Origin of the sequence: Siminovitchia thermophila (genome assembly GCF_016909185.1) — a bacterium.
In the GTDB taxonomy this organism is placed as follows: Bacteria; Bacillota; Bacilli; order Bacillales; family Bacillaceae_C; genus Siminovitchia; species Siminovitchia thermophila.
Genome location: NZ_JAFBFH010000001.1, coordinates 327,722 through 350,564 on the forward strand (window position 1 = coordinate 327,722; position 22,843 = coordinate 350,564).

The 22,843-nt window shown below is 42.7% G+C and carries 21 protein-coding genes; 8 read left to right on the top strand and 13 right to left on the bottom strand.

The window, feature by feature from the left end; translation table 11 throughout:
* Positions 1-42: 42 nt before the first annotated feature.
* The 3 genes from JOC94_RS01480 to JOC94_RS01490 all read left to right on the top strand — a co-directional run bounded on the left by JOC94_RS01480 (position 43) and on the right by JOC94_RS01490 (position 3,442).
* Complete coding sequence (locus tag JOC94_RS01480; protein WP_077110063.1) at positions 43-816, top strand: IclR family transcriptional regulator; 774 nt, start codon at positions 43-45, stop codon at positions 814-816.
* A gap of 411 nt (positions 817-1,227) precedes the next feature.
* The gene (locus JOC94_RS01485) at positions 1,228-2,616 is read left to right on the top strand and encodes an APC family permease (protein ID WP_077110062.1); all 1,389 of its coding nucleotides are present in this window, start codon (positions 1,228-1,230) and stop codon (positions 2,614-2,616) included.
* A 16-nt stretch (positions 2,617-2,632) separates the two neighbouring features.
* Positions 2,633-3,442 carry a creatininase family protein gene (locus JOC94_RS01490; RefSeq protein WP_077110061.1) on the top strand — a complete coding sequence of 270 codons (810 nt, stop codon included), beginning with the start codon at positions 2,633-2,635 and terminating at the stop codon, positions 3,440-3,442.
* A gap of 58 nt (positions 3,443-3,500) precedes the next feature.
* Here the strand turns inward: JOC94_RS01490 and JOC94_RS01495 are convergent, their stop codons facing one another.
* From JOC94_RS01495 to JOC94_RS01510, 4 genes are all read right to left on the bottom strand, one after another.
* Positions 3,501-4,217 (bottom strand): NAD-dependent protein deacylase, encoded by a 717-nt coding sequence (locus JOC94_RS01495; RefSeq protein WP_205178068.1) that lies wholly within the window; start codon positions 4,215-4,217, stop codon positions 3,501-3,503.
* 597 nt (positions 4,218-4,814) lie between these two features.
* Complete coding sequence (locus JOC94_RS01500) at positions 4,815-6,227, bottom strand: Na+/H+ antiporter NhaC family protein (RefSeq protein WP_205178071.1); 1,413 nt, start codon at positions 6,225-6,227, stop codon at positions 4,815-4,817.
* Positions 6,228-6,267: 40 nt separating this feature from the next.
* Positions 6,268-7,413: a saccharopine dehydrogenase family protein gene (locus JOC94_RS01505; RefSeq protein ID WP_077110059.1), complete on the bottom strand. Its 1,146-nt coding sequence runs from the start codon at positions 7,411-7,413 to the stop codon at positions 6,268-6,270.
* Positions 7,414-7,963: 550 nt separating this feature from the next.
* Positions 7,964-8,452, bottom strand: coding sequence for a PCYCGC motif-containing (lipo)protein (locus tag JOC94_RS01510; protein ID WP_077110058.1), 489 nt, complete (start codon positions 8,450-8,452; stop codon positions 7,964-7,966).
* 177 nt (positions 8,453-8,629) lie between these two features.
* On the opposite strand from JOC94_RS01510, the gene JOC94_RS01515 reads away from it, so the two are divergent.
* Together JOC94_RS01515 and JOC94_RS01520 are read left to right on the top strand one after the other, a co-directional pair.
* On the top strand, positions 8,630-8,917 hold the full coding sequence (locus tag JOC94_RS01515; RefSeq protein WP_077110057.1) for a hypothetical protein: 288 nt from the start codon (positions 8,630-8,632) through the stop codon (positions 8,915-8,917).
* A 30-nt stretch (positions 8,918-8,947) separates the two neighbouring features.
* Positions 8,948-9,445, top strand: a complete 498-nt coding sequence (locus JOC94_RS01520; RefSeq protein ID WP_077110056.1) for a GNAT family N-acetyltransferase — start codon at positions 8,948-8,950, stop codon at positions 9,443-9,445.
* Positions 9,446-9,538: 93 nt separating this feature from the next.
* On the opposite strand, the gene JOC94_RS01525 is transcribed toward JOC94_RS01520, so the two are convergent.
* From JOC94_RS01525 to JOC94_RS01560, 8 genes are all read right to left on the bottom strand, one after another.
* On the bottom strand, positions 9,539-10,453 hold the full coding sequence (locus JOC94_RS01525; protein ID WP_077110055.1) for a diacylglycerol kinase: 915 nt from the start codon (positions 10,451-10,453) through the stop codon (positions 9,539-9,541).
* Between the two features lie 114 nt (positions 10,454-10,567).
* Positions 10,568-11,482 (bottom strand): hypothetical protein, encoded by a 915-nt coding sequence (locus tag JOC94_RS01530; protein WP_205178073.1) that lies wholly within the window; start codon positions 11,480-11,482, stop codon positions 10,568-10,570.
* Positions 11,479-12,564 carry a hypothetical protein gene (locus JOC94_RS01535; RefSeq protein ID WP_077110053.1) on the bottom strand — a complete coding sequence of 362 codons (1,086 nt, stop codon included), beginning with the start codon at positions 12,562-12,564 and terminating at the stop codon, positions 11,479-11,481. Before JOC94_RS01535 ends, JOC94_RS01530 begins: the two co-directional genes overlap by 4 nt.
* Entirely contained in the window at positions 12,557-13,009 is a 453-nt protein-coding gene (locus tag JOC94_RS01540; protein ID WP_077110052.1) for an anti-sigma factor family protein, read from the bottom strand. Before JOC94_RS01540 ends, JOC94_RS01535 begins: the two co-directional genes overlap by 8 nt.
* Positions 13,006-13,548, bottom strand: coding sequence for an RNA polymerase sigma factor (locus tag JOC94_RS01545; protein WP_077110079.1), 543 nt, complete (start codon positions 13,546-13,548; stop codon positions 13,006-13,008). The genes JOC94_RS01540 and JOC94_RS01545 overlap by 4 nt, the downstream gene beginning before the upstream one ends.
* A gap of 961 nt (positions 13,549-14,509) precedes the next feature.
* Positions 14,510-15,040 carry an MFS transporter gene (locus JOC94_RS01550; protein WP_077110051.1) on the bottom strand — a complete coding sequence of 177 codons (531 nt, stop codon included), beginning with the start codon at positions 15,038-15,040 and terminating at the stop codon, positions 14,510-14,512.
* A complete protein-coding gene (locus JOC94_RS01555; RefSeq protein ID WP_077110050.1) occupies positions 15,037-16,497 on the bottom strand; it encodes an FAD-binding protein in 1,461 nt (486 codons plus the stop codon). The genes JOC94_RS01550 and JOC94_RS01555 overlap by 4 nt, the downstream gene beginning before the upstream one ends.
* A 621-nt stretch (positions 16,498-17,118) precedes the next feature.
* Complete coding sequence (locus tag JOC94_RS01560) at positions 17,119-17,703, bottom strand: DUF421 domain-containing protein (protein WP_077110048.1); 585 nt, start codon at positions 17,701-17,703, stop codon at positions 17,119-17,121.
* Between the two features lie 127 nt (positions 17,704-17,830).
* On the opposite strand from JOC94_RS01560, the gene JOC94_RS01565 reads away from it, so the two are divergent.
* The 3 genes from JOC94_RS01565 (at position 17,831) to JOC94_RS01575 (ending at position 20,682) form a co-directional block, all read left to right on the top strand.
* A complete protein-coding gene (locus JOC94_RS01565) occupies positions 17,831-18,520 on the top strand; it encodes an ABC transporter ATP-binding protein (RefSeq protein ID WP_077110047.1) in 690 nt (229 codons plus the stop codon).
* Positions 18,517-19,842, top strand: a complete 1,326-nt coding sequence (locus JOC94_RS01570) for an ABC transporter permease (protein WP_077110046.1) — start codon at positions 18,517-18,519, stop codon at positions 19,840-19,842. Before JOC94_RS01565 ends, JOC94_RS01570 begins: the two co-directional genes overlap by 4 nt.
* Positions 19,843-20,175: 333 nt before the next feature.
* The gene (locus JOC94_RS01575) at positions 20,176-20,682 is read left to right on the top strand and encodes a carbon-nitrogen hydrolase family protein (protein ID WP_083717309.1); all 507 of its coding nucleotides are present in this window, start codon (positions 20,176-20,178) and stop codon (positions 20,680-20,682) included.
* Positions 20,683-20,755: 73 nt separating this feature from the next.
* Here JOC94_RS01575 and JOC94_RS01580 read toward each other — a convergent pair.
* Positions 20,756-22,843: SH3 domain-containing protein (locus JOC94_RS01580; RefSeq protein ID WP_205178075.1), on the bottom strand; the 2,088-nt coding region annotated here is incomplete at its 5' end.

Sequence of the window (22,843 nt, forward strand, 5' to 3'; positions counted from 1 at the left end):
TAAGTACTGGATTCGTAATTATGATGACTAAGGTGTGTGAATATGAAAGAAACAGGAAGCAAAATTAACAGTCTGGAAAAAGCATTGGCTCTGCTGGATTTATTCTCCGAAGAAGTCGCCTCTCTGACATTAGATGAAATCGTTGCATTATCGGGCTACTCAAAATCAACCGTTTTTCGGATGGTCAGTTCCTTTGAAAAGTTCGGATATTTATCGAAGGTACAAAAAGGAGGCGAAATGAAAATATCGTTGGGGATGCGTTTCCTTGAAAAAAGCCGCTATGTTTCCTCCCAGTTAGAAATAAAAAGAGCGGCAAAGATGCCGATGCTACAGTTGCGGCAAAAGACCGGGCTTTCTGTTCAACTTGCCGTCAAATCGGGTTTGGATGCCATTTATATTGAGCAATTTGAATCTATGAAAGCCGTACGTGTTTATCCCCAGGTGGGCCGAAAAGTTCCTTTATATGCCGCTGCCTGTCCACGGGTGTTGCTCTCCGGTCTGAGCGAAAAAGATATTCGGACTTATATTCGTAATCAAGAGCTTTCCTCCTTTACTGAACAAACTTTAAATGAAAAAGAAGAGCTCCTGAACGAAATGATGAAAATAAAAGAACAAGGCTATTCGATCAGTAAGGGTGAGCTTTACTCTGGAACTTTAGCCATTGCCGTACCGATCTACCACCCTCCGGGCCATATTGTGGCCGCTTTGAGTGTTATTGGATTGGAGCAAGATTTTGAAACCGAAAGCTTGGAACATTTCTTACAGCTTTTAAACGATGCTTCCAAAAAAATAACAGATTATTTGACTTCCAAATGATAAAGCAGCTTGTAGAGAAAGGATGAGATTTTCTCTACAAGCTTTTTTTAGGATAATTGTAAAAAATATGGATTCATCCCGACCTTTGATACAAGCCCTGCAAGCCATCCTTATACGTATTGGATGTAATGCAGGTTTTGAAAACAATCCCTGGTAGAACAGTATGTTCAGCACTCACATGTTTCCGTCATCATTGGTGTAAATGGCTGTAGTAATAGCTTCACTAATATAACGAAGCGCTTCTTTTGCTCTTTTTCATTATCGAAGTGTTATGTCGGCGAAGCTGGCCTCGGCTGAGATTTTTTACGTTAACACAAAACAGTTATTGATTATAATTCACGCCGTGTTAAAATATAACTAAATTCGTATTATGGAATTACTATTTCACAATGCGGAATATGGGGGTTAAAAATGTCTGTTCAAAAAGTACACGCGGACGGGGCCCAAGGCGCAAAGCTGTCTAGAGGCCTCGGTTTTATTGATTTATGGAGCGTTGGTGTCGGCGCTTTAATTGGCGGCGGAATTTTCACCGTCATTGGCCCGGCCGCAGCGCAGGCGGGGCCGGCATTGTTCGTTGCCTTTTTAATTGCGGGAGTAGTAGCATTGCTCTCCAGCTTGAGTTATGCAGAAATGGCTTCACTATGGCCATATGAAGGAGCATCTTATGCCTATTCAAAGTTTGCTTTTTTGCCCATTTCCAAAGATTTGGCACAATGGATGGCATTGCTCTGTTCTATGCTCTATTTCTTATCTTTTGCGTTTGCCGCAGGTGCGGTCAATATGGGGTTTGCCGGCTATTTTCAATATTTATTCCCTTCGCTTTCACCCCAATTCGTCGCACCAATTGTTTCGGTTTTAATTACTCTGCTGTTACTGGCCGGTATTAAAACGACTGGGAAAGTGAATACCATTTTTTCCATTATTCAAGTCGCGGCTTTATTTGTCATTTCAATTATCGCCATGTTCTCCAATCCGTCTGGTCCTTTCACGTATCCTGAATTTTTACCAAATGGATGGACAGGAGTCTTTGCTGCCACCGCTTTGATTGCTTTTGGACAAATGCAAGTCGAGGCTGTCCTTACACTGGGGGAAGAGGCAAAGAATCCTCGGAGGAATTTGCCTCTTGCACAAATTTCGGCTTTGGCAACGGTCGTTGTTTTGTATATATGCACCGGATATGGGGTCGTTTCCGCCGCCGACATTAAAGCGTTAAGTGAATCATCGGCTCCCCTTTCACTGGCTGTTGAAAAAGTGCTTCCAGTTGGAGGGGCCATGCTCATTTCGATTGCCGCGTTAACAGCAACTGGCACTTCGACTGTCGGGTGCCTGCTCGGTTCTTCCAGAATGCTATTTGCGGCGGCACGCGAAAAAGCCATTCCGGCGATTTTTGGAAAAGTGAATGAAAAAACGAAAGTACCAGCCAATGCCATTATTTTTACAGGTGTCATCGCTTTGGCTACAACACTGATGAGCTCTTTCGGGCTTGGACAAGCAATCTCGATTGCTGTTGGCGCCGCTGTTTTTTCCAACTGGCTGATGATGGCTTTAATGAATATCGCGCTTATCATTACAAGAATCAAACAGCCCCATTTGCGGGCATCGTTTCGCTATCCGCTCAATATCAAAAATATTCCCGTGCTGGCGATCATTGCGACAGTTGCCGCAATGGCCATTTTGGCTTATATTGAGCCGATTCCACTGCTGATCGGAATCTCATGGGTCATCGTTATTACGATTTGGTATTTTGCCTATTCTCGAAAACGCTGGGAATTTTTAGATGAAAGTGAATTGGAAGATTAAGAGGGAGTGTTTTTTTATGAAAAGCGTCTGGCTTCAAGAAAATAAATCACACGATGTAGAGGAATATTTAAAACATAAGAAGAGCATCATTGTGCCAATCGGCAGTGTTGAGCAGCATGCAAGACATCTTCCTCTCGGTACGGATTCCATGGTTGCCATCAAAGTGGCTGAAGAGGCCGCAAAACAATCGGGAATACTCGTGAGTCCCCCGCTTTGGCTTGGATGGGCTCCCCATCACATGGCATTTCCTGGAACGATTACGCTTAAGCCGGAAACATTAATCGAACTTGTCTATGATGTATGTAAAAGCTTAATCTACCATGGATTTGAGAAGATTCATATTTTTAATGGCCACCGTGAAGCAAACTTGCCGCCTTTAAAAATTGCGGCGACGAAACTCCGGAATGAGACAGGTGCTTATATTTCAATTTTGGACCCTTTTTATGTCGCTTATGAAATTGGCAAAGAAATCAAGGTGTCAGAACCTGGAGGAGTCGGCCATGCGGCTGAGATGGAGACGTCCCATATGCTCTATATCCATCCGGAGCTGTGCAATCTGGAAGAGGCGGTCAAGAACATTCAGGAAAAACATCGCTTCCTATCCCATGATCCTTTTGTTGAAGGGGATACCGTGTTTGTTCCGAGTGACGTGGCCCTGTACCGCGAAGGCGCATTAAATATCGGTGTCGTTGGGGATCCGACCGTTTCGACTAAAGAGAATGGCGAAAAATATCATAAGCAACTCGTAGAAAATGTGGTCGAATTTATTCATTACTGTGAAAATGAAATTGAGGTAGACATCCGCAAAAAAGAAATACCTTTATAAAATACAATTAAAGTCCGCAGAGAACGATTGACTGATCTCTGCGGATTTTTTGAATACCCTACTCTTTCAATTGATGATCCAATTCCTTTAAGAGCGAGCCGATTTTCCGGTTATGAATGGTCATGTCGGCATATATGTCCAGCTCGGTCGGCTCCATATTCACAATGACAAGATAGGCTCCGTTTTGTTTCGCGATGAGTGGAAACTGGTTGGCAGGTGTAACACTGAGTGAAGACCCGAGAACGATAAACAGCTCTGCCTTTTCACTCTCTTCCGCGGCTTGAAAAAGCGCATCCTCCGGAAGCATTTCTCCAAACAACACAACAGACGGGCGAAGTTTGCCGCCGCACTCACATTCATATTGCTTATTAATGTAAGTATCATTTCTATACTGTTTTCCACACGATTGGCAATGAACCTTTTGCAGTGTTCCGTGGAGTTCCGCGACATTTTTGCTGCCCGCTTCCGTATGAAATCCATCCACATTTTGTGTGATGATACTTTGGATGATTCCGTCTTTTTCCCATTTGGCCAAAATTTCGTGGCCAATATGAGGCTTGCAATCTTTCAAGCCTAGCACACGGTGGCGGTAAAATTCGAAAAATTTTTCCACATTGCGGTTCAGCGCATCAGTACTTGCAATCCGGCTTGGATCTTCTTTCTGCCAAAGGCCGCCGCTTTGAGAACGGAAATCGGGAAGGCCACTCTCCGTCGACATGCCTGCTCCTGTCAGGACAACTGTATAATTGGATTTTTTCAATTTTTCGAGCAACACCTGGTACAGCACTCCTTTCAGCTTCTCACTTCAGTATAGCATGGAAATAGAAATGTGATGGGTTGTGGCAAAACGGAAAGTGAATCATTTCTAAGCTGCTGGATGAAATGGCATTTTTGGATGACATTCCGATGACAAGCCGTTTTGAACGTCCTCCCCCTTGCTAGCGGAGAGCCGCTTCCCCGCTTTTAGAGTCCTGCCTTTGCCATGTCGCGGCTCTGCGGTGTTGCTTCCACAATTGATTCTAATTTGTCTTTAGGATGCGTTCGGGATGAACACCCGATTGATCGAAGAACGATTATCACGACCAAATCCTCGCGGAAACCTAGAAACGGGCAGCACCTTTTTGCACAATAAAGGCCCTCTTCGATTGTTACACTGCGTCTAACAATATAGATGCGGTTCGTTTACCTTTACATAACGGGTATCAAGTCCGCTTTTTCTTCCTCGATCAGGGGTATCCAGCAAATCTGGTATTCGGTTTTTGGTCTCCCTCCTGCTTGCCTATTATCTTTTTAAGCCAGAATTGGAATCTGATAAATGATTCTTTTTATAGAAAACAAGATAACACATAATATTCTGTAAATAATAGCACTCCTAACCAATAAAGATGAGGCCAATCGCAAGATATAAAATAGCGGCGATACAAGCAACCGTTAAAGCGTATGGCAATTGTGTCCTAATATGATCAATATGATCTGAAGCTGCCCCCGTTGAAGCTAAAATGGATGTATCTGAAAGCGGCGAACAATGGTCACCGAAGACACCGCCTCCCGCGACTGCGGCAATGGTGGCAAGCACCACAGTACTGATTTCTCCTCCTGAAAAATGAAAGGCCATCGGAACCGATAAGGGAATCATAATCGCAAAAGTTCCCCAAGACGTGCCTGTCGAAAATGAAATGACCGCCGCGATGAGAAAGGTTAGTAATGGCAGTAAACTGGCCGACATCCACCCTTCAGTGATCGAAACAATATAAGATGCAGTCCCCAGTTGTTGACTCAAATGATTAAGCGAATAAGCAAACGCCAAAATAATAACGGCGGGCATAATTCCCTTCACTCCATCTGTAGCCGTTTTCATGATTTCTTGCAATGGGATGCCTTGAATTCGCATAATGATACCGAGCACGACAACGGCCGCCAAGAACGCTTCCATCGTTTTGGCAGATTGAACAGCCATAAAGGTCCCGACAGCGATCGAAATGACAATAGCGACCGGAAAGAAAAAGTTCAAAAAAATATTCGTTTTTATCCCTTCGTAAGGAGGTGTATTCGTCAACTCCTCCCCCATTAATGGCTCAGCCCCATCACGCAATACTTTTCCTTCTTCCATCGCACGCCGTTCCGCCTCCTTCATGGGACCGTATTCAGGAATGAACCGGAGAGCCAACAATCCAACGAAAAGGACGGACAGAATGGCGTAAAAATTGAATGGAATCGATTGGACAAATACATTTATCGCAGATGATTGATCACTAACACTCCCTAAACCGATCAGCAGCCCGGAAATATAAACTGCCCAACCCGAAATCGGGATCATGACACTGACGGGAGCAGATGTCGAATCTGCGATGTACGCTAGTTTTTCCCTCGAAATTTTTGCCTTGTCTGATACATTTCGCATCGTTGATCCGACAAATAGCGGACTGAAATAATCGCTAAAAAAAACAAACATACCTAATAACCATGAGAGGACTTGTGTTTTGACACGGGTTAAATTTCTCCTATCAATTATCTTTGTAAAGTTTTGAATGGCCCCGGTGCGCTGAAAGAAGGCAATTAAAATACCAATAAACAATTCCAGTAAAAATATCCACGAAAAACTCGTCGTTCCTAAAGAATCTTTTAATAAGTTAGGAAAGCCCATTAACCCTTGTCCCGCAAATAAGACACCGACAAAGCAGGCCACAGCCAAAGAAAAAACTGTATTTCGGGTTATAAAAGCCAAAGCAATGGCAACCGTTGCCGGAATGATCGAAACAATGCCTAAGTGTTCGGCCGCTTCCATATTCTTCTCCTCCAAGTATAATATGGGCAACTGCTTGTGATCAGTTTTTGTTAAACGAAATCGTAATCCCTCTCTTCTTCAACTCTGTCATGAAACCATGAAATTTCTCTCCAGTTATTAATTGTTCAATCGGGAGAACGCCCTGATCAGCAATCTTGCCTCTCGCCATCCAATCTGCCACTACTACTGCTGGAAAAGCTGTCGTTTTCGCCATCGAAGTAATGTTACGTTCCCGGTCGTACAGGTCGACCATCTCCCATGTAAATGTTGCTGTTTCCCCATCTCGTTTTCCTTTTGCAATGACCCTTAATACGGTTGTATCTTCAATGGAGCCGCTTTTCAGTTTGGGCTCCAACAATGCGGTCGTCACCTGTTGCGGACTGATCATAATGCCGTCTATGTTGAGTGTTTTTTCATCCAAAAATCCCAACTCGGCCAAAACCCCCATTTTGGTCCAGTGACCCTTGTAACGCACTGTTTTTTCATATATTTTTTTGACTTTATTTTTTAAAGTATGGGGGACACTATGGGCATCAGTAATAACAGCCTCGCACGCGCCCACTGGTTCCGGAAAATGAATATCTTCCAATCCCGAGAGTGGGGGAAATTCAATGATTTTACCATTTTCAGCTGCCAAAGCTGGCCTTGTGTACAGTTTCATCACGCTCTCCAAGCGAAAAACGACTTGGTACCATAATGGGGGTTTGGGATGACGGGGTAACCCGCCGCAAATCATTGTCACTTCATCCGCTTCGTCCAACAATTCAGCTCCACGCGCCGCTAAAGCGTTTACAATTCCAGGCGCGACACCGCACCCCGGTACGATCAAGACGTTACTGTCTTGTGCGGCACCGTTTAACCTTTCTTTTTCTACATATTGAGAGCCGACTAAGTCCACGAGGTGGCACTTTGCTGATATCGCCGCTTGCACAGCCAGAAAACTGAGGGAATGGGGCAAGCAGGCGATCGCAATATCAGCTTCCCGCATCACGTCTGTCAGGCCTTCAACCTCGTTTAATTGTGCCAGTTTGCCTTTTACTTTCACATTATTCGCCTGCGATACACACTGATCCAAATTCTTTTGTAAACCATCTACCGCCAGTACCTCGGCAACTGCCTCACTTTTGGCAATCTCGCATACGACTAAGTTGCCAATCATTCCGGTTCCTAGCACAACAACTCGCATAAAGTTCAACTCCTCTATCCAATCTGGGTTCAGGGACGCGCGCTATTTTCACCCGCCCGCTTGTCCCGCATTACATATTTATGCAAAAGGTGTCCCAATAAATACGTTTCGTTATAAATTGACCGTAAGCATCGATGAAACGGCACACTTACACACAAAAAAAGCGGAATGATGTTTCATCCGCTTTTGTTTTATGGTCATTTTTTTGGTAAAGTTTATCCGATTTTACATGCAATGATCTGCCCGGGATGGTGGAAGAGTGGCTCACAACATGCTGAGTCGATGAACCCATACATAACATAGCGTGCGGCCGCTTTTTCACGGCTTTTTTCTACAATAAACAGAAGAGTATGGGACACAAGCAAAGCCGTAGGACTCCCACTTCAAAATCTTGAATGAATACAAAAGGTCTAAGTGTGTGAAAACGGCACCTAAATGCCCGATTCGTTCAACTAACATTCAGTAGGAGCCCTACTGAATGAAGTTTCACTTTATTATTCTTTATTTCATCAGCTGATTTATTTGTGTCCCAGACTCCCACATCTTTACATTATGCTTCTTCTGTCGGTGTTGGTTCTGCATAACCTTCTTTATATTTTTGATCAATTTCAGAACGTATTTCCTTTATGGGTTTTCCTTCCTGAAAATCCATCACCGCTTTTGCGGCAATTTCCAGGCAAACGATGCATTTTGTACCGTGATCATCCCATACGACTGCACCATTTTCCTTATTTTCATGAACAAAGCAATCATAATTGTCTTTATGCCCGACAGAATCTCCGCAGCCGCAATAACAAGGCATTTTCTCTAATAAATCTTTGTTAAGTGCCGCCGCTTTATAAATCGTTTGCATGTCTTCCGGCTTTTCTTTTAAAAACTCGGGAAGCACCGTTGTCCCGCTCGTTTCTTCGCGAATATCCGCAGCAGCGACTTGTTGATCTTTATTTGAATCATCTTGTGGTTTTTCTTTCCCTGACTGTGAACAGGCCGCCAGCAGCAGCATCCCAAACAACATCCCACTGATTATGATCTTTTTCATGAAAGCTTCCTTTCTTTTTAAATTCTCCAATGTATATTCTACTGTTGTTCATAGCCAATCTCAACACATGTCACATGAAATTTTGTTTCTCCGCCGTTTTTACTACTGCAAAAAAGGGAAAACTGCGAGATTCCGTAAATTATGGTAAAATAGAACTGGTGAAATGGGGGAGTTAGTATGTCCAGCGGTTTATGGACTATGATGTTAGCATTTATAATTATCGGAATTTTAACTGCTTGGGGGGTTAAACAAACAAAAAGAAATATCCAAAAAGGGAAAAGATATACGACAGGTTCGATCTTATTTTTTGCGGGAGTAGCCTTGGGAATTGGATTTATTATTTTCGCCAGAAGTATGACCAATTTAGACTTGATTCTTTTCTGGCTTATTTTGGCTATGGGGTGTATGGCTGCAGCTTCGATCGCGCTTCTCATCGGGTTTTATTCCGAAAAAAGCGGTAAATAAAATTTGAAATAGAAAGTAGGAATGACGCCTATGAACATCAGGCATATCCGCCTGGAGGACGCCGAGCAGTTTACTCATTTACTTGTAAGCATCGATTCTTCCAATATGATGTTGTTTGATCCTGGAGAAAGAAAAACGAGCATAGAACAGGAAGAACAACGCATTGAAAAAATTCTTCTGCAAAGCAATTCTACAATCATTGTATCCGAAGAAGAGGATAGACTGGTCGGTTATGTGATGGTCCTCGGCGGGACAACAACAAGAAACCAGCATTCTGCCCGTATTGTAACCGGAGTTGTAGAGGAACACCGCGGAAAAGGTGTTGCCGAAAAAATGTTGAAGGAGGCTTTCCGGTGGGCGAAAGAAGTTGGGGTGACCCGACTCGGCCTTACAATGATAAAACACAATGAAAAGGCTTACAAATTATATAAAAAGCTTGGCTTTGAAGTTGAGGGCGAAAGGGTCCATTCACTGATGGTCAACGGAAAGCCGATTAACGAACTATATTTATATAAACTTTTATCGTAAACAAGAATGTGAATGTGATAGAAAGCAGCTGCTTGCACTAAACCGTTTGGCGATCGTCACGGTGGGCAAAAGGAGCTGCTTTTCTATTACCATTTACTCTGCCTTGTCTTCAGGTCTGATGTCATCAATGGGAACAAATACTTCCAAATGCCTGTACAAGTTGTTAAACTCGGCTGGCAAAAGTCCTCCATATTCTCCATCAATGTTTAATTGCATTTTTTCTTTCGACTTGACTTTGATATGGTTTGCTTTTGAATAAATTAAATTGGGATCGTTGATATGTTCTCCCCGGAGTGCGAGTGTTGCAATCCTGATAAACTCGGCCAGATTTGTTTTTTTCAAGATAAGCAATGTAAACAAGCCATCGTTAATGGAAGAGTCCGGCGCCAGCTTTTCAAACCCGCCAACGGAATTTGTCAGCGCGACCAGAAATAACATGATTTCCCCTTCAAACAGTTTCCCGTCATATTCGATGCTCACTTCTGAGGAACGAATGGATGGCAGCATTTCGATGCCTTTTAAGTAATAGGCAAGCTGTCCAAGGACCGTTTTCAATTTGGCAGGTACTTCATACGTCAGTTCGGTCAGTCTTCCGCCTCCGGCAATATTTATAAAATAACTGTCATTCATCTTGCCTATGTCAATTGGGATCGTATGGCCAGCCGTAATGATATCGACGGCGGCTTCAATATCCCGGGGCATTTGCAAAGCACGGGCGAAGTCATTCGTTGTTCCCGTAGGGATCACTCCCAATTTTGGGCGGTAATCCTGCTCCGCAAGGCCGTTGACCACTTCATTGATCGTTCCATCCCCGCCCGCACAGATGACAACATCATACTTTCTTTCTACAGCTACACGTGCAGCTTTTTTCGCGTCGCCCGCACCAGTTGTTGCGTGGCAAGAAGTTTCATAGCCGGCCATTTCCAGTTTTTGAAGGACTTCGGCAATATGGCGTTTAAAGATTTCTCGCCCGGCTGTGGGATTATAAATTATTCGTGCTCTTTTCATGTACATCCATCCTTCATCAGCTAACAACCAAAAATTCCTGAAATATATTGTAAGAAGATTTTTTCGAAAGATCTTTCCTCAACAATCATACCTTTTTTTCTCCAGAAAATCTACTTAGTGGACATTCACTGCACCAGCTCCGACGATTGTTAGCGTGTGTGCGCCTTTTCCAATCGTCATAGTAGCTGAAAGAGGGCCATACTCTCCCCTATTTTCTCTTTCGTTGCTTTTATCTTGGACATTTTCCCAGTCTCCTTGTCCGAGACTGTGAATGTTTTGAACGGAAATATTCATGTTTGCCGATTTTTCCGCTTTCACTTCAACAACCCCTGCTCCCTTGATTTTCCAATCGTTTTCCATTTGCCGGGGGCTGGCTTTGATCATATGGTTTTCTGCATTTACTTCCAACTTCATTCCCGCTGGCACGAGTAATGTTGCTTCGGCGGTCAAATGTTCGGAAAACCGATGATACGGAAGCTCCTTCATTTTGATAAATAAGGTGTCGCCTTTTTTTTCAACGAGTGCGTAATCTGAAACTTCTTTTATTGAGGGCGAGGAAGTTTCATTTGCCTTTTCTTCTTCATATGTTCCAAATAGTGAAACGTGTTGCTCTTGAGTACCTTCGATGTTAAGCGGGTAGGACCAGGAATCCACAACGATTCGTTTGACCCCCACCAAGGAGGTTTCCTCATATTTCGGCAAATTCTCCGTTCTCACTTCCGCCTTCATGACTTGCTCCGCCACCGCCAATATACCTGTTGAATGGGCCAGCACCATGGCAATACCTGCCGTTCCGATTAAACCGATAAAAATGATGCTAATAAAATCATATTGGACTACAGCATTTTCCTTTTTCGCTATTCTCAAATAAATGAGGATCTCAAGACCTAAAATGATAAGCAGCGTTGGCCACCAGGACAATAATACATATCCGGGATCCCATTGGAAAACCTGGGTTAATAAAAGGAACAAGCCCAATAATAATAGGGCAGCCCCCATGGAAAATGAGCCAACTCTACACATTCTCATTTCGCATCCCCCTCTTTGGCTGTCGCGCTTGATTTTTTTCCCATTAATACCTTAATTCCGCCTCCGATGAGAATCAGGCAAAGAATCGCCTGCTGGAGATAACCGTAGACAAAATCGTAAAAGTTCGTATTTAGAAATTCTTCAAGTGCCGGCTCAGCTAACGGAATAAAAATGTTCATAACCAGGTAGTAGAAACCAAGAACAATTAACCCTAAACCAAGCCATTTCTGGTGATTGGCCAGATATGATACGAGTGGCTCATCCTCTACTTCCCCGGTACCGTATAGAGCGGCTTTTTGCATGCTGTCAAAAAAGCTGTAAAACCAAATGATCGGAATGATAAAGAGGAAAAGCCCCAGGCTTAACACATCCAATATATAGATGGAGAACAAAAAGGCAGCCATAAGTTGAATTCCGCGTTTTTGCAGGCCAAGATACAGGTGCCCCGCCCCCGGCATGATAGAAAGCAACGCAGCTACTGATTTGCTTTTTTTGCCGCCCGCCCTCCGCTTTTCTAAGTCTTCCAAAACGGAGATGTCCTCAAGTGTTTCCCCTTTCTGTTTCCGTTCAAGTAATTGCATGATATCAAAAAATCCATAAATCCAAATGAGCGGAAGTGCCCCCAGGAAAATGAGAAATTCACCATATCCTGACATCATGGCCACGAAAAGCACCATAACAGCCAGCCCGATAAAGATGGCAAGCAGTGTTACCCCCCTGTAAACCAATCCTAGTTGAAAGTGGCCAAGCCCGGGCACGAAAGAGAGAATGATGGCAAAAAAACGTTCCGAATCCGGTGTCTTTTCCATCAATTGCCCGTCGGCTGGCACTTCGTTTGGATTGTATAGCTTTGAGGCGGTGATCGTCGTATCAACAAAATTGATGATATACATGATCAGCCCGCCAAAAGCAAATACAAGGAAAAAATCACTGTTAGTAACACCGGTCGCCACCACTGAAAGGACCGGAAAGCCAAATACGATAGCCGTATAAAAAAGCCCGCGTAATACTTTTCCGAGATACATGAGCCCCCCGCCCGGAAAGAAGGCGAGCAAAAATGCAATGATCGGATTTTTATTCATCTTTATTTTCCTCCTCAAGGGTGGTTTCAATTTTTTCAGTAATGGAATCAGTGTTTTGCAAAAAGCCATTCACGATGGAACGATCCTCGTTGGCGGCAAAGGTACTGGCTATGTTCACCAATTGTGAGAATGCCCCGGTAGACATTAGCAAAACCGTCATGGCAGCAGCCACCCCGTAATGCATTAATGTTTGCTTCTTTATATTGCCGCCCGCTTTTTCCCGCGGCACTTCTTTCGGCTTTTCAATATGTTTCATCACCGAGTCGGAAAAGCTTGCTCCAACAGAATCAGCGAGAGAAGGATAATCCGCTTCCTCAACGGCTTTTACGTACAGCTCGAGGCAGTGGTCGCAGCTGTATAGATGGTTTTCATATTGAACACGCAATTCTTCATCAAGTTCGTCTTTGGCATAATGGAGCCATTGCCCATACGTCTGGTGGTTCATGAAAAATCATCCTCCTTCCAGTGCTTTTTCATCCATTGCCTTGCCCTGTACAATCTTACTTCGACCGTTTTCAATTTTACATCCAGTTTTTCAGCCAGTTCTTCATAGGTCTGTTCTTTTATGTAAAAACCTTCCACAACGTCCCTGTAATTGTCGGGAAGTTCATTCAGTCTTTTGCGGATAAGCCGTTTCCTTTCACGTTGGATCACAAGTAGTTCAACACTTTCTCCAGGCGGGGCATGACTCTTTTCCTCATATTCAACATTCATTTCTTCATGTCTTCGCGTTTTCTTTCTTTTGATATCAATGGCATGATTGACAGCAATTCTGGTAACCCACGTTGTAAAACCTTGCTTCTCATATTGGGGGAGAGAAGTATAGATTTTAAGAAATACTTCTTGCGCGGCGTCTTCCGCATCTTTTTCATTGCGCAAAACGCCATATGCAGTATGAAAAACCAGATTCCGGTATTTCTCAACGAGTATCCGGAACGCATGGTCATTTCCGCTCTTGATTTTTTCAATGAGCTGATCATCCAATCCTTCTCTCCCCCCCTTTCAAACGTACGTCACCTATATAGACGCAGGGCACCTGGATTTCCCTACAGTATTATGTAAAATTTATTCAAGCCTTGATTATTGTATCATTATGCCGTCCATAGAGGAGCTTCATTCGAGTGAATCAGCGATTCAAAAAGAAAATAGAGTGGGAATTTCAAAAAATTTTTATAAGATCCTTTGTACTATCCGGTTTTTTCGCAATTATCTCCCTGTTTCCGGAATTTCTTTAATAAATATCGGAATATTTGTATTTTTCGCAACCGACAAGGGGGGGCAAAAGATCATAATTAGTACTCCTATAATATTGCTCGAGTTTGACAATTTATTGAGTTCGGTAGCTTCAATGTCAGACAAGGCGGGGTGAGAGTGATTTGAGTGAAAAAAATACATGATAGCTTGTTGATTTCATTAAATTGAGCTTTTTCCTTGTGAGAACAGTTTGAGCGATCCATGAGTAATCGTGGTTTAACGAGGCCTAACATCTTAAATCAAAATATATGGACATATGGTCCATCGGGGAGCGGCGTATTTATTGATCGCTGCTTTTCAAACCCGATGGTCACTTTAGAAAATGCTTGTTTATCTTTCAATAAAATCAAGAGAAAAGTTGGAGATGAATCAATGTATAATTGGCAAGCTCTATTGCCACCTGATATTCAATTTCCCGATCATCTTGAATCCCTTAGAGTATAATAATTTTTCATCTGTCAACAAAACTCGCTTGTTTAAGAATGTACAAAACCACTCGGACTCTTTCGTTAAATGATCCATCAAATGATAGGAACCGCCCATAATTGTGACAACAGTTGCGTGATGCAACGGCTAATATCGCATTGGCCAACTTATCATGGCTTAGGATAGGGCAAGTCATGGTTGATATAAAAAGAATTAGGCAAAGCCCAGTTCGCCAAATCAGGTCGTTTTGTGATCTTTACCTTTTTCATGATTCAGCAATTTTCAAAATAAAAAAACCGCTTATAAAAAGAATGAGAGAACTGACATAAAAAATGATATCAAGCGTAAACAGATCAATCATGAGGCCGCCAAGCATGACAGCAAGACCCGCAAAGACCGTCGTCCAAAAATGATAGTTTCCGATGGCGGCCCCCCTGTTTGTTTCGTCAGTAAAATCCCCGAGAATTGCCTTTTCGCCAGTCTTTTGCATGGCGCCGACAACTCCAAGAAAAATTTGCAGTATATATACTTGCCATACATGAACAACCAATGGAAAAAACAACAATAAAAAGGCCATGCCCCAACTATTGATGAGCAGCAGCCATTTTCTTTCTGTCCTGTCAGACCATTTTCCAATCATTAAATGAACAAAAGCAGAACTAATCGTAAACAGTCCGTAAGAAATGCCATATTGGAAAAAACTGCCGCCGACTTCTTTGATGAAAATTAAATAAAACGGAAATACAAGGCTGCTCCCAAGGACTGTCGCACTCTGTGAAAAGACGATCCATCTCATTGACCGTATTCCTCATAAAATTCATTCATAAAACGTTCCTCCGGGTCATAGGCTCTTTTTTTGTCAAAAAATTCTTTGGCATGCGGATAAGCTTCTTGCATTTGCCTTTTTGTCGGATAATGATAATAAGGCAAATAGTAAGAGCCATCCAATTCCAATGTCAGGTCAATTATTTCTCTCACGGCTTTCCCTGTTTGATCAATATCCTTTTGGGATAGCCCTTGATTGATGAAAAATACGAGTGAGAACATATCCTCGTTTGGTGCATAGGACAAAAACGCTTCATCATTTTTCGGAACATACCGCACGGTAATATTCAGGACGTTCAATTCATTATGAGAAAGGATTTCTCTGAGCCGATCAATAAACAATGGAAAATCATCGACTGGAACGAAATATTCCTGAAGGATATCCGCATCATTTTTTCCATTATATTCCAAAAATTGAACTTCCGGCCGCATGACATTATTGCGTGAAATCCATTCTTCTTTTCCATCTTTAAAAGCTTGCTTTTGCACATACCAGACAAAGTTTTTTCCCCAATCAAACCTTCTGGAAAGTCCAAAAGCAAATTTGTTGCGGCGAACATATTCTTCATCCTGTAATTCATTGTAATCTGCCAATGACTTCCCTTTTACACGATGATAATTAGTCGCGTACATTTCCGTTAAAAAGTGCTTTGGAGCAACAGAAATCCTTGCGTTATGCATCTCGATTTCAGGATTCGCCAATACCTTTTCTTTAAAATATGTCGGATATTCGCGATAATCTATCCATTCATGGACCGACCGGTATAAAACATCATCTGTCAATTCAATATCCACGTCCAATATGATCCCGAACAAGCCGTACCCGCCATTTACAAGGCGAAACAGCTCTTCATTTTCTGTCCGGCTGACATTCACAATTTCCCCGTCCACTTTCATAAGCCGAAAAGACCGAATGCTGTCAATAAGGGGACCGTAACGAATATCCCGGCCGTGCACGTTGACGCTCATAGACCCGCCAATGGTAAAAATATTGGGCGCCTGCATTGTTTTGACTGATAATCCATATGGATTGATTGCTTCCTGTACATCGGCCCATGTGGCGCCGCTTTGAACGGTAACTATCTTTTTTTCCTTATCTACTCTAATCACTTGATTAAAAGTTGTCATATCCAAGACTACCGCATCTTTATAATATGTATGACCACCTTGGCTATGCTGTTTCCCGGCAATGGAAACTGTTAGATCTTTCTCGTTAGCCTCCTGTAAAATGTCTTTGATCTGGTCTTCTTCCCGCCCCTGAATGACTTCTTTTACATCAGTGGGAACGAGACGTCCTACATCTGTCATGAGACGCGCGTCCTGATTTTTGTCATGTGCGGATATCGTAAAGACCGAGATATAGCACCCGACAATGAGTATGATAAGGAAAACAGGCAATTTTTTTCGTAAAATGACTCTCCCCCTCATCACAACAGCCTCCTTTACCATATCATAAGGCTTTTTTTCCAAGTTGAATAGAGTAAACCGTTTATGGAATGGTCATCAAGATACTTCGGTCTATGACGGGATGATGTGACAGCCCTTCCGTTCATTTCGTACCTTTCGCTTATTTCGGCAGTGATTGTCCCCTCCTTTTTTGTTCAAGCATTCGACGTACATCCTATTTTTTCAGCTGTCTTTTTTCCCGCCGTCGGCTTTTGGACAAATCTCGGACAAAAAAACAGGCAAATTTCTGATCCTCCTTGCTTTTTTAACAGCGATGGGCGGTGGCGGCTTTCTTAATTTTTCAGCCGCGGAAGGTGTTTATGACTCTTGCAGTTTTTATTATGACTATCTCTATTTTCTATACCATTCACCTATGTTCAAGGCAGATTGCCTTCTTTATGCGTTTTTTCTTTCCGGAATCCCTGACACCATTTATGTCGTGGAGCCATTGACCGCTGTATCCGGCCGTATTTCTCACTGCCTTCGGATGCTTCTGGTTGATACGAATCGACCTCTTACATTCATGTAGCAGAGCTTGATTGTTGCAATAGGTTCTTTGTCCAACTAAAAAATGCAGGGTGATTGACTGCACACTGCATTTTGTCACTGAAGATATTTGGGATTTTTCTTGTCATTGTCTTGAATTTCTTTAAATAGATTGTCGGTCTGTTGACTCGTTGCCGGGTCACTATGATTACTTTGCAAATAAACGTCCATCCACTTTTTGAATTCGCCTGCGGTCAACGGTTTGGCATCTTCCATTAGCTCATAGCCCAATTGACCATTCGGTTCAATTGTGGCTGTTTTTATATCTCCGATTTTGTCAATTCCACTCGTTCGGAGCCTCATCTCCAACTGGTCAACCGTCATCCTCATCTTTTTTAATTCAGCCACATTCAAAACCCCGTCTTGAATGACAATTTTGGACTTTCCCGTCAATAATTTTTCAACTCCATTTATTTTTACCTGTAAAAATTCTAACAGCAGCAATATGGCCACAAACGTTGCAATGACGATGAATGTATTTACCATACCTTTATTCGTGATCGGATGGACGAGAATAGTCCCGACCGCCAGCATGACAGTCGTTTGAGGCAAGGTCATTTGGGCAATTGATTTTCTTCCGGATAACCGTAACAACAAGATTGCTGCCATCAGGATAATGGCAGCTTGCAAAACGGCGTTCATTACATCATCTCCCTTAACCATTATCCTTTGCGGCAGCTGGAAAAAATATTTACAAATATTTTATGTAGTATTTCTTGCTTTTCGATCGTCTAATAGATAAATGCATTTTTCAAAGGACGGGATCAGGATGATTGAGGTTAAAAATCTATGTCATGCTTTTCGGGTGGGGAGAAAAGGTACAAGGCAAAAAATTCACGTGCTGAAAGATATATCCTTTTCAGTAAAAAAAGGTGAGCTGGTTGCCATTGCGGGCAGGAGCGGTTCAGGGAAATCTACGTTGCTGAATATCATAAGCGGCTTCCTGAAACCAAACCGGGGCGAGGTGAAAATTGCAGGAACGTTCGTTACAAATTTGAATGAGACTCGGTTTGCCGAATTCCGCCTCCACCATATCGGTTTTATTTTCCAAAACTTTCAATTGATCCTAAGCATGACCGTCTTTCAAAATGTCGAACTGCCGCTTATATTAAAAGGAATGCCGGAAGCCGAACGAAGTATGAAAGTGGATGAAGCATTGGAAAGGGTTGGTTTACTTACATACAAGTCTCACTATCCCAGTGAGTTATCGGGAGGCCAGCAGCAGCGTGTCAGTATCGCACGCGCGCTTGTTGTCAATCCCCCTCTGATCCTTGCCGATGAACCGACTGGAAGTTTGGACAGTGATACGGAAGATGACTTGCTGATGTTTATGAAAGAACTGAATAATGAACTTGGTATTACTTTTTTAGTCATCACCCATGATAAAAAGGTGGCGCAAATGGGAAGTCGGATTCTCGAAATGGCGGATGGCAAAATGATGGAGGGTGTTCTTCCATGAGTTTGAAAGATCAATTCCGATTTGTTAAACAAAATATGAAAAAGAATAAGAGACAGATGTTCATGACGATTGTAGCAACAGCGATTGGGTGTGCATTTTTGATTGTCCTGGCGTCTGTAGGCTTTGGACTTCATAAAGCTATAATAAAAGAAATGCTGGAAGGCCGGCTTGTGACGGAAATTGATGTCAATGGAAAGGAAAATGAAGCGGGAAGCATTGATCAATTGACGGACAGGCATATTGAATATTTCGAAGCGCTGGAAAATGTGAAAGTCGTGACACGCAGGCAAAATTTACAACAAACTCCCTCTTTTACAATTGGAGAATTCACTGCTTCTGCCGAAGCTTTCGTCACCCACTTCCCTTCAGAACTAAAAGCCGGGTTCAAACTCTCTGAAGGAAGGCTTCCGGAAAAGGACAATGAAATCATCGTTAGCCACGCGTTTTCAAAAGACTTGTCACACAAGGCTCCAGATGCTGTCGCCCCTTATCATAAAGACGGGACTTTAAAGAGCGATTTTGCTTATAAAGACGGTGTAGTTGGGAAAACAGTGGATATGGAAGTGCTCAAAATCAATGATGGACAAGAATCGAGAGCGGTATTTCCCCTTACGATTGTCGGGGTTGCCAAAAAACCCGCAAAAGACTGGCTGAGCATCTCGAATGTGTATATTTCTGAAACCATTTTACAAGAGGTTGAAAAATTCACCGGAACTCCCCGTGGCAATCCAGAAAAAAATAGAGCAAAAGAAAAAACGTATGACAGTGTAAAAATTTACACAAAAAACGCTCAAGCGGTGTCCGATATTCTTGAAAAGCTGGATGCTGACAGCTATATCACCTACTCCATCCTTCATGAAATGAAGCAAGTGAACAGGCTATTTATGATTATAAAAACAGGCTTACTCTTTATCGGCACAATCGCAATCATTATTGCTTCTATCGGAATTTATAACACGATGACGATGGTGGTAACAGAACGGGCGCCGGTCATTGGGATTATGAAAGCGATCGGGGCCAAGCCAAAAACAATAAAAAGTATATTTTTATTGGAAAGCAGTTATATCGGCTTTCTCGGTGCCGCTATCGGATCAGTTGTTGCTTACGGAATCAGTTCTCTCGTTAACTTTTCTTTTCCCCTCGTTTTTGAACATGTTTTTGATGAGACTTTTCCCGAAGGACTTCTGTTTTCGTATATTCCCTGGACATTAACCATCAGCAGTATGGCAATCTGCTTCATTGTCACCATTTTTTCCGGATGGAGGCCGGCGCAGCGCGCCACAAAAATAGATGTATTAGGTGCGATTCGAAGAGAAGTGTAATGGAAAATCCTGAAGGGATTCCCCTCTCCTTCAGGATGTTTTTCAAAAGCAGGGTTCTTTCCCCTTGGTTCTACAATGCTTTAAGAGTCGTTTCTTCTATCTCACTTTTTTGTTTGGCGTTTTCTGAATAGGAGTGCAACGTGTTAAATAACTCGTCTACATGCGCTTGCTTTTTCGTTAAAAGAGAGACGGCCACATACAAAATGAGATTGTATAACAATCCAAACTTGATGAAATCGTGATGAAAAAAAGCATTTTAATGTTATTTTGCATTCCCATAAGGAGGCATGATCATGGATCTTAAAATCGTCCATGGAAACTGTTTGAAGTAAAATGAAAACCTCTCTCATCATACCCTTCACTCAATTCCCAAAAAGTTCAGCAATAAAGACTTGTTGGCAAGTTACGGCGGGGAATGAAGGCCCCTTGTTTACCATGGAGGATGGAAAAATCGCATTAATGATGACTTTTGATGCGGGATTCCCTGAAATGTCACGCATATATGCCTTAAATGGAGCTGAAATGATCGTCGTGTTGTCAGCGCATGTTGTTCCTTATCAAATCTATCACAAAATTATGATGAGAGCCCGGGCATTGGAGAATCAGCTTTTTCTGGCAGTCGTCAATAAGGTTGGCCTGGAAGAACAATCTGTTTATTTTGGTGAAAGTGCCATTATTTCACCATATGGTGACTACTTAAATAAAACGGATCATCAAGAAAAAGTGATTATAGAAAGCATTGATCTATCATTGGTTTACAAGACGAGAGAGAGTTTGTCCATGAAATATCTTGAAAATAGAAACGTGAATTATTTTAAGAAGAGCAGGTTGTGTAAATGAAAGCAGCAAAGCAATAGAAGGAAAACACTCACCGTCAGTTTGAGGTGAGTGTCTTTTCCAAGTAGAAATGAAACTACATTTTTTTATAGACCGGAATATCATAAATGAGTTTATAAGAGCCTAGTAGACTATATAAATTATGAATTTGATTAATTTGTTTTACTGCCCAACCGATATCCGTTGCATATTGATGGGAGGCTCTTCCATTTGCAGCTGATGCCGCCGGGTTCCATCTCATTTTATATATGGTATTCTGGCCTTTGCCAATATAACCTTGTGCAATGAATTTTGCCCCGCCAATAATCGCATCTTCAGGTGTGAACCAGCCTGCATTATAGGCAAATTGAGCGCCTTTTGCCACTGCGTCTCCATCTTTTGCACCGATGCCGTACATATTATAGACCGTTCTTCCATTTACTTTGACACCATTTGCCAATCTGGAAGAGCCGTTGCCTGTTTCCAACAATGCATGGGAAATTAAATATAGTTCGTTAACTCCGTATAACTGTCCTGCTCTTATGAAAGCAGCAGCTTTTCCACTTAATATTCCTTTTCTGTAAAGAATATTTTGATTTACTTCTGTCGCTTGAATATGTGTAGGTTTGGATAAATTGATAAACTGCAGCGACTTGACCGGATCATTCACAAAGTTGTTTGGGTCCACATAATATCTTACATCATCTGGACTTGCATTCACCCAAGTCTTATTATATTGTACCTGATACCATGTATGACCGTCTGTACCTTTTATAGAAGAAATGATTTTTAAACGAGTGCCCCTTTGAACTTGTCCTACTGTCCAAAAGTTTGTTCCGGCTCCGCCCCTTACGTTCCAGTTGCTTCCTTGAACAATTCCTGATGAACGAGAATCCATTTTTAATGCATCTGCCCGTATGTATGTTTGATATTTCTTGTCGGTCTGCGGCTTTGCCGCCATTTGAATCTTGACCATTTCATCTAACGTCAGATCATAATTGCTATACATTGTGGATCCTTTACCATTCTCTTGTGGTGTATCCAATTTGGCGGATAAATATTGTGAGCTCACATAACCGGTTTTTCCGTTCACCGATACTTTGGCCCAGCCATCTTTTTCAGAAAGAAAATTAACGACAGTACCATTGGCCAGTTTTGCAATAACCGAGGCACTTAGTGATGGCGATGACCGCAAATTTAAATTTGATCCTGCATTTATGTTTACATATTTGACCTGTCCTCCGGGAGCATTGTTATCTTGCCCACCGCCTGTAGCAGGAGGTGTAGCCGCGAGATATTTTGACTGGACATATCCATCCTTGCCATAGGCGCGAATTTTGGCCCATCCATTTTCTTCTGAGTATACAAGCACTGGAACTCCCGAGGCTATGTTTACCATGACTGATGCCTGTGATGAAGGTTTCGTGTGCATGCTTATTCCAGAAATAGATGCATGATTGACATATTTCGTTATCGTTTTTCCTGGGGCCGAAGGACTCGGAGTTGGCGCTGTTGGCGCACCCGACTGGCTTGACAAGTATTGACTGCTTACATAGCCGGTCTTGCCGTTTGCCGTTACTTTTGCCCAGCCGTTGGATTCCGATAGCACTGATACTTGGGTACCTCTGGACAATTTGCCGATAACTGATCCACGCGTTGACGCTGTGCTCCGCAGGTTCAGGTTAGAGCCGGCATTTACCGACACATATTTCGTTGTCACTTTGCCTGGTGCAGAAGGACTCGGAGTGGCCGAACCCGACTGGCTTGACAAGTATTGACTGCTTACATAGCCGGTCCTGCCGTTTGCCGTTACTTTTGCCCAACCGTTGGATTCCGAGATCACTGACACTTGGGTCCCTCTGGACAATTTGCCGATAACTGATCCACGCGTTGACGCTGTGCTCCTGAGATTCAGATTGGAGCCGGCATTTACCGACACATATTTCGTTATCGTTTTTCCTGGGGCAGAAGGACTCGGAGTGGCCGAACCCGACTGGCTTGACAAGTATTGACTGCTTACATAGCCTGTCTTACCGTTTGCTGTCACTTTTGCCCAACCGTTGGATTCTGATAGCACTGATACTTGGGTACCTCTGGACAATTTGCCGATAACTGATCCACGCGTTGACGCTGTGCTCCTGAGATTCAGATTGGAGCCGGCATTTACCGACACATATTTCGTTAT

Coding starts and splice junctions, on each gene's coding strand:
- JOC94_RS01480 (WP_077110063.1), top strand. CDS start 43: ATGAAAGAAACAGGAAGCAAAATTAACAGTCTGGAAAAAGCATTGGCT.
- JOC94_RS01535 (WP_077110053.1), bottom strand. CDS start 12,564: ATGAATAAAAATCCGATCATTGCATTTTTGCTCGCCTTCTTTCCGGGC.
- JOC94_RS01530 (WP_205178073.1), bottom strand. CDS start 11,482: ATGAGAATGTGTAGAGTTGGCTCATTTTCCATGGGGGCTGCCCTATTA.
- JOC94_RS01490 (WP_077110061.1), top strand. CDS start 2,633: ATGAAAAGCGTCTGGCTTCAAGAAAATAAATCACACGATGTAGAGGAA.
- JOC94_RS01565 (WP_077110047.1), top strand. CDS start 17,831: ATGATTGAGGTTAAAAATCTATGTCATGCTTTTCGGGTGGGGAGAAAA.
- JOC94_RS01555 (WP_077110050.1), bottom strand. CDS start 16,497: ATGAGGGGGAGAGTCATTTTACGAAAAAAATTGCCTGTTTTCCTTATC.
- JOC94_RS01520 (WP_077110056.1), top strand. CDS start 8,948: ATGAACATCAGGCATATCCGCCTGGAGGACGCCGAGCAGTTTACTCAT.
- JOC94_RS01515 (WP_077110057.1), top strand. CDS start 8,630: ATGTCCAGCGGTTTATGGACTATGATGTTAGCATTTATAATTATCGGA.
- JOC94_RS01575 (WP_083717309.1), top strand. CDS start 20,176: ATGAAAACCTCTCTCATCATACCCTTCACTCAATTCCCAAAAAGTTCA.
- JOC94_RS01560 (WP_077110048.1), bottom strand. CDS start 17,703: ATGAACGCCGTTTTGCAAGCTGCCATTATCCTGATGGCAGCAATCTTG.
- JOC94_RS01525 (WP_077110055.1), bottom strand. CDS start 10,453: ATGAAAAGAGCACGAATAATTTATAATCCCACAGCCGGGCGAGAAATC.
- JOC94_RS01570 (WP_077110046.1), top strand. CDS start 18,517: ATGAGTTTGAAAGATCAATTCCGATTTGTTAAACAAAATATGAAAAAG.
- JOC94_RS01505 (WP_077110059.1), bottom strand. CDS start 7,413: ATGCGAGTTGTTGTGCTAGGAACCGGAATGATTGGCAACTTAGTCGTA.
- JOC94_RS01485 (WP_077110062.1), top strand. CDS start 1,228: ATGTCTGTTCAAAAAGTACACGCGGACGGGGCCCAAGGCGCAAAGCTG.
- JOC94_RS01550 (WP_077110051.1), bottom strand. CDS start 15,040: ATGAGATGGATCGTCTTTTCACAGAGTGCGACAGTCCTTGGGAGCAGC.
- JOC94_RS01510 (WP_077110058.1), bottom strand. CDS start 8,452: ATGAAAAAGATCATAATCAGTGGGATGTTGTTTGGGATGCTGCTGCTG.
- JOC94_RS01500 (WP_205178071.1), bottom strand. CDS start 6,227: ATGGAAGCGGCCGAACACTTAGGCATTGTTTCGATCATTCCGGCAACG.
- JOC94_RS01540 (WP_077110052.1), bottom strand. CDS start 13,009: ATGAACCACCAGACGTATGGGCAATGGCTCCATTATGCCAAAGACGAA.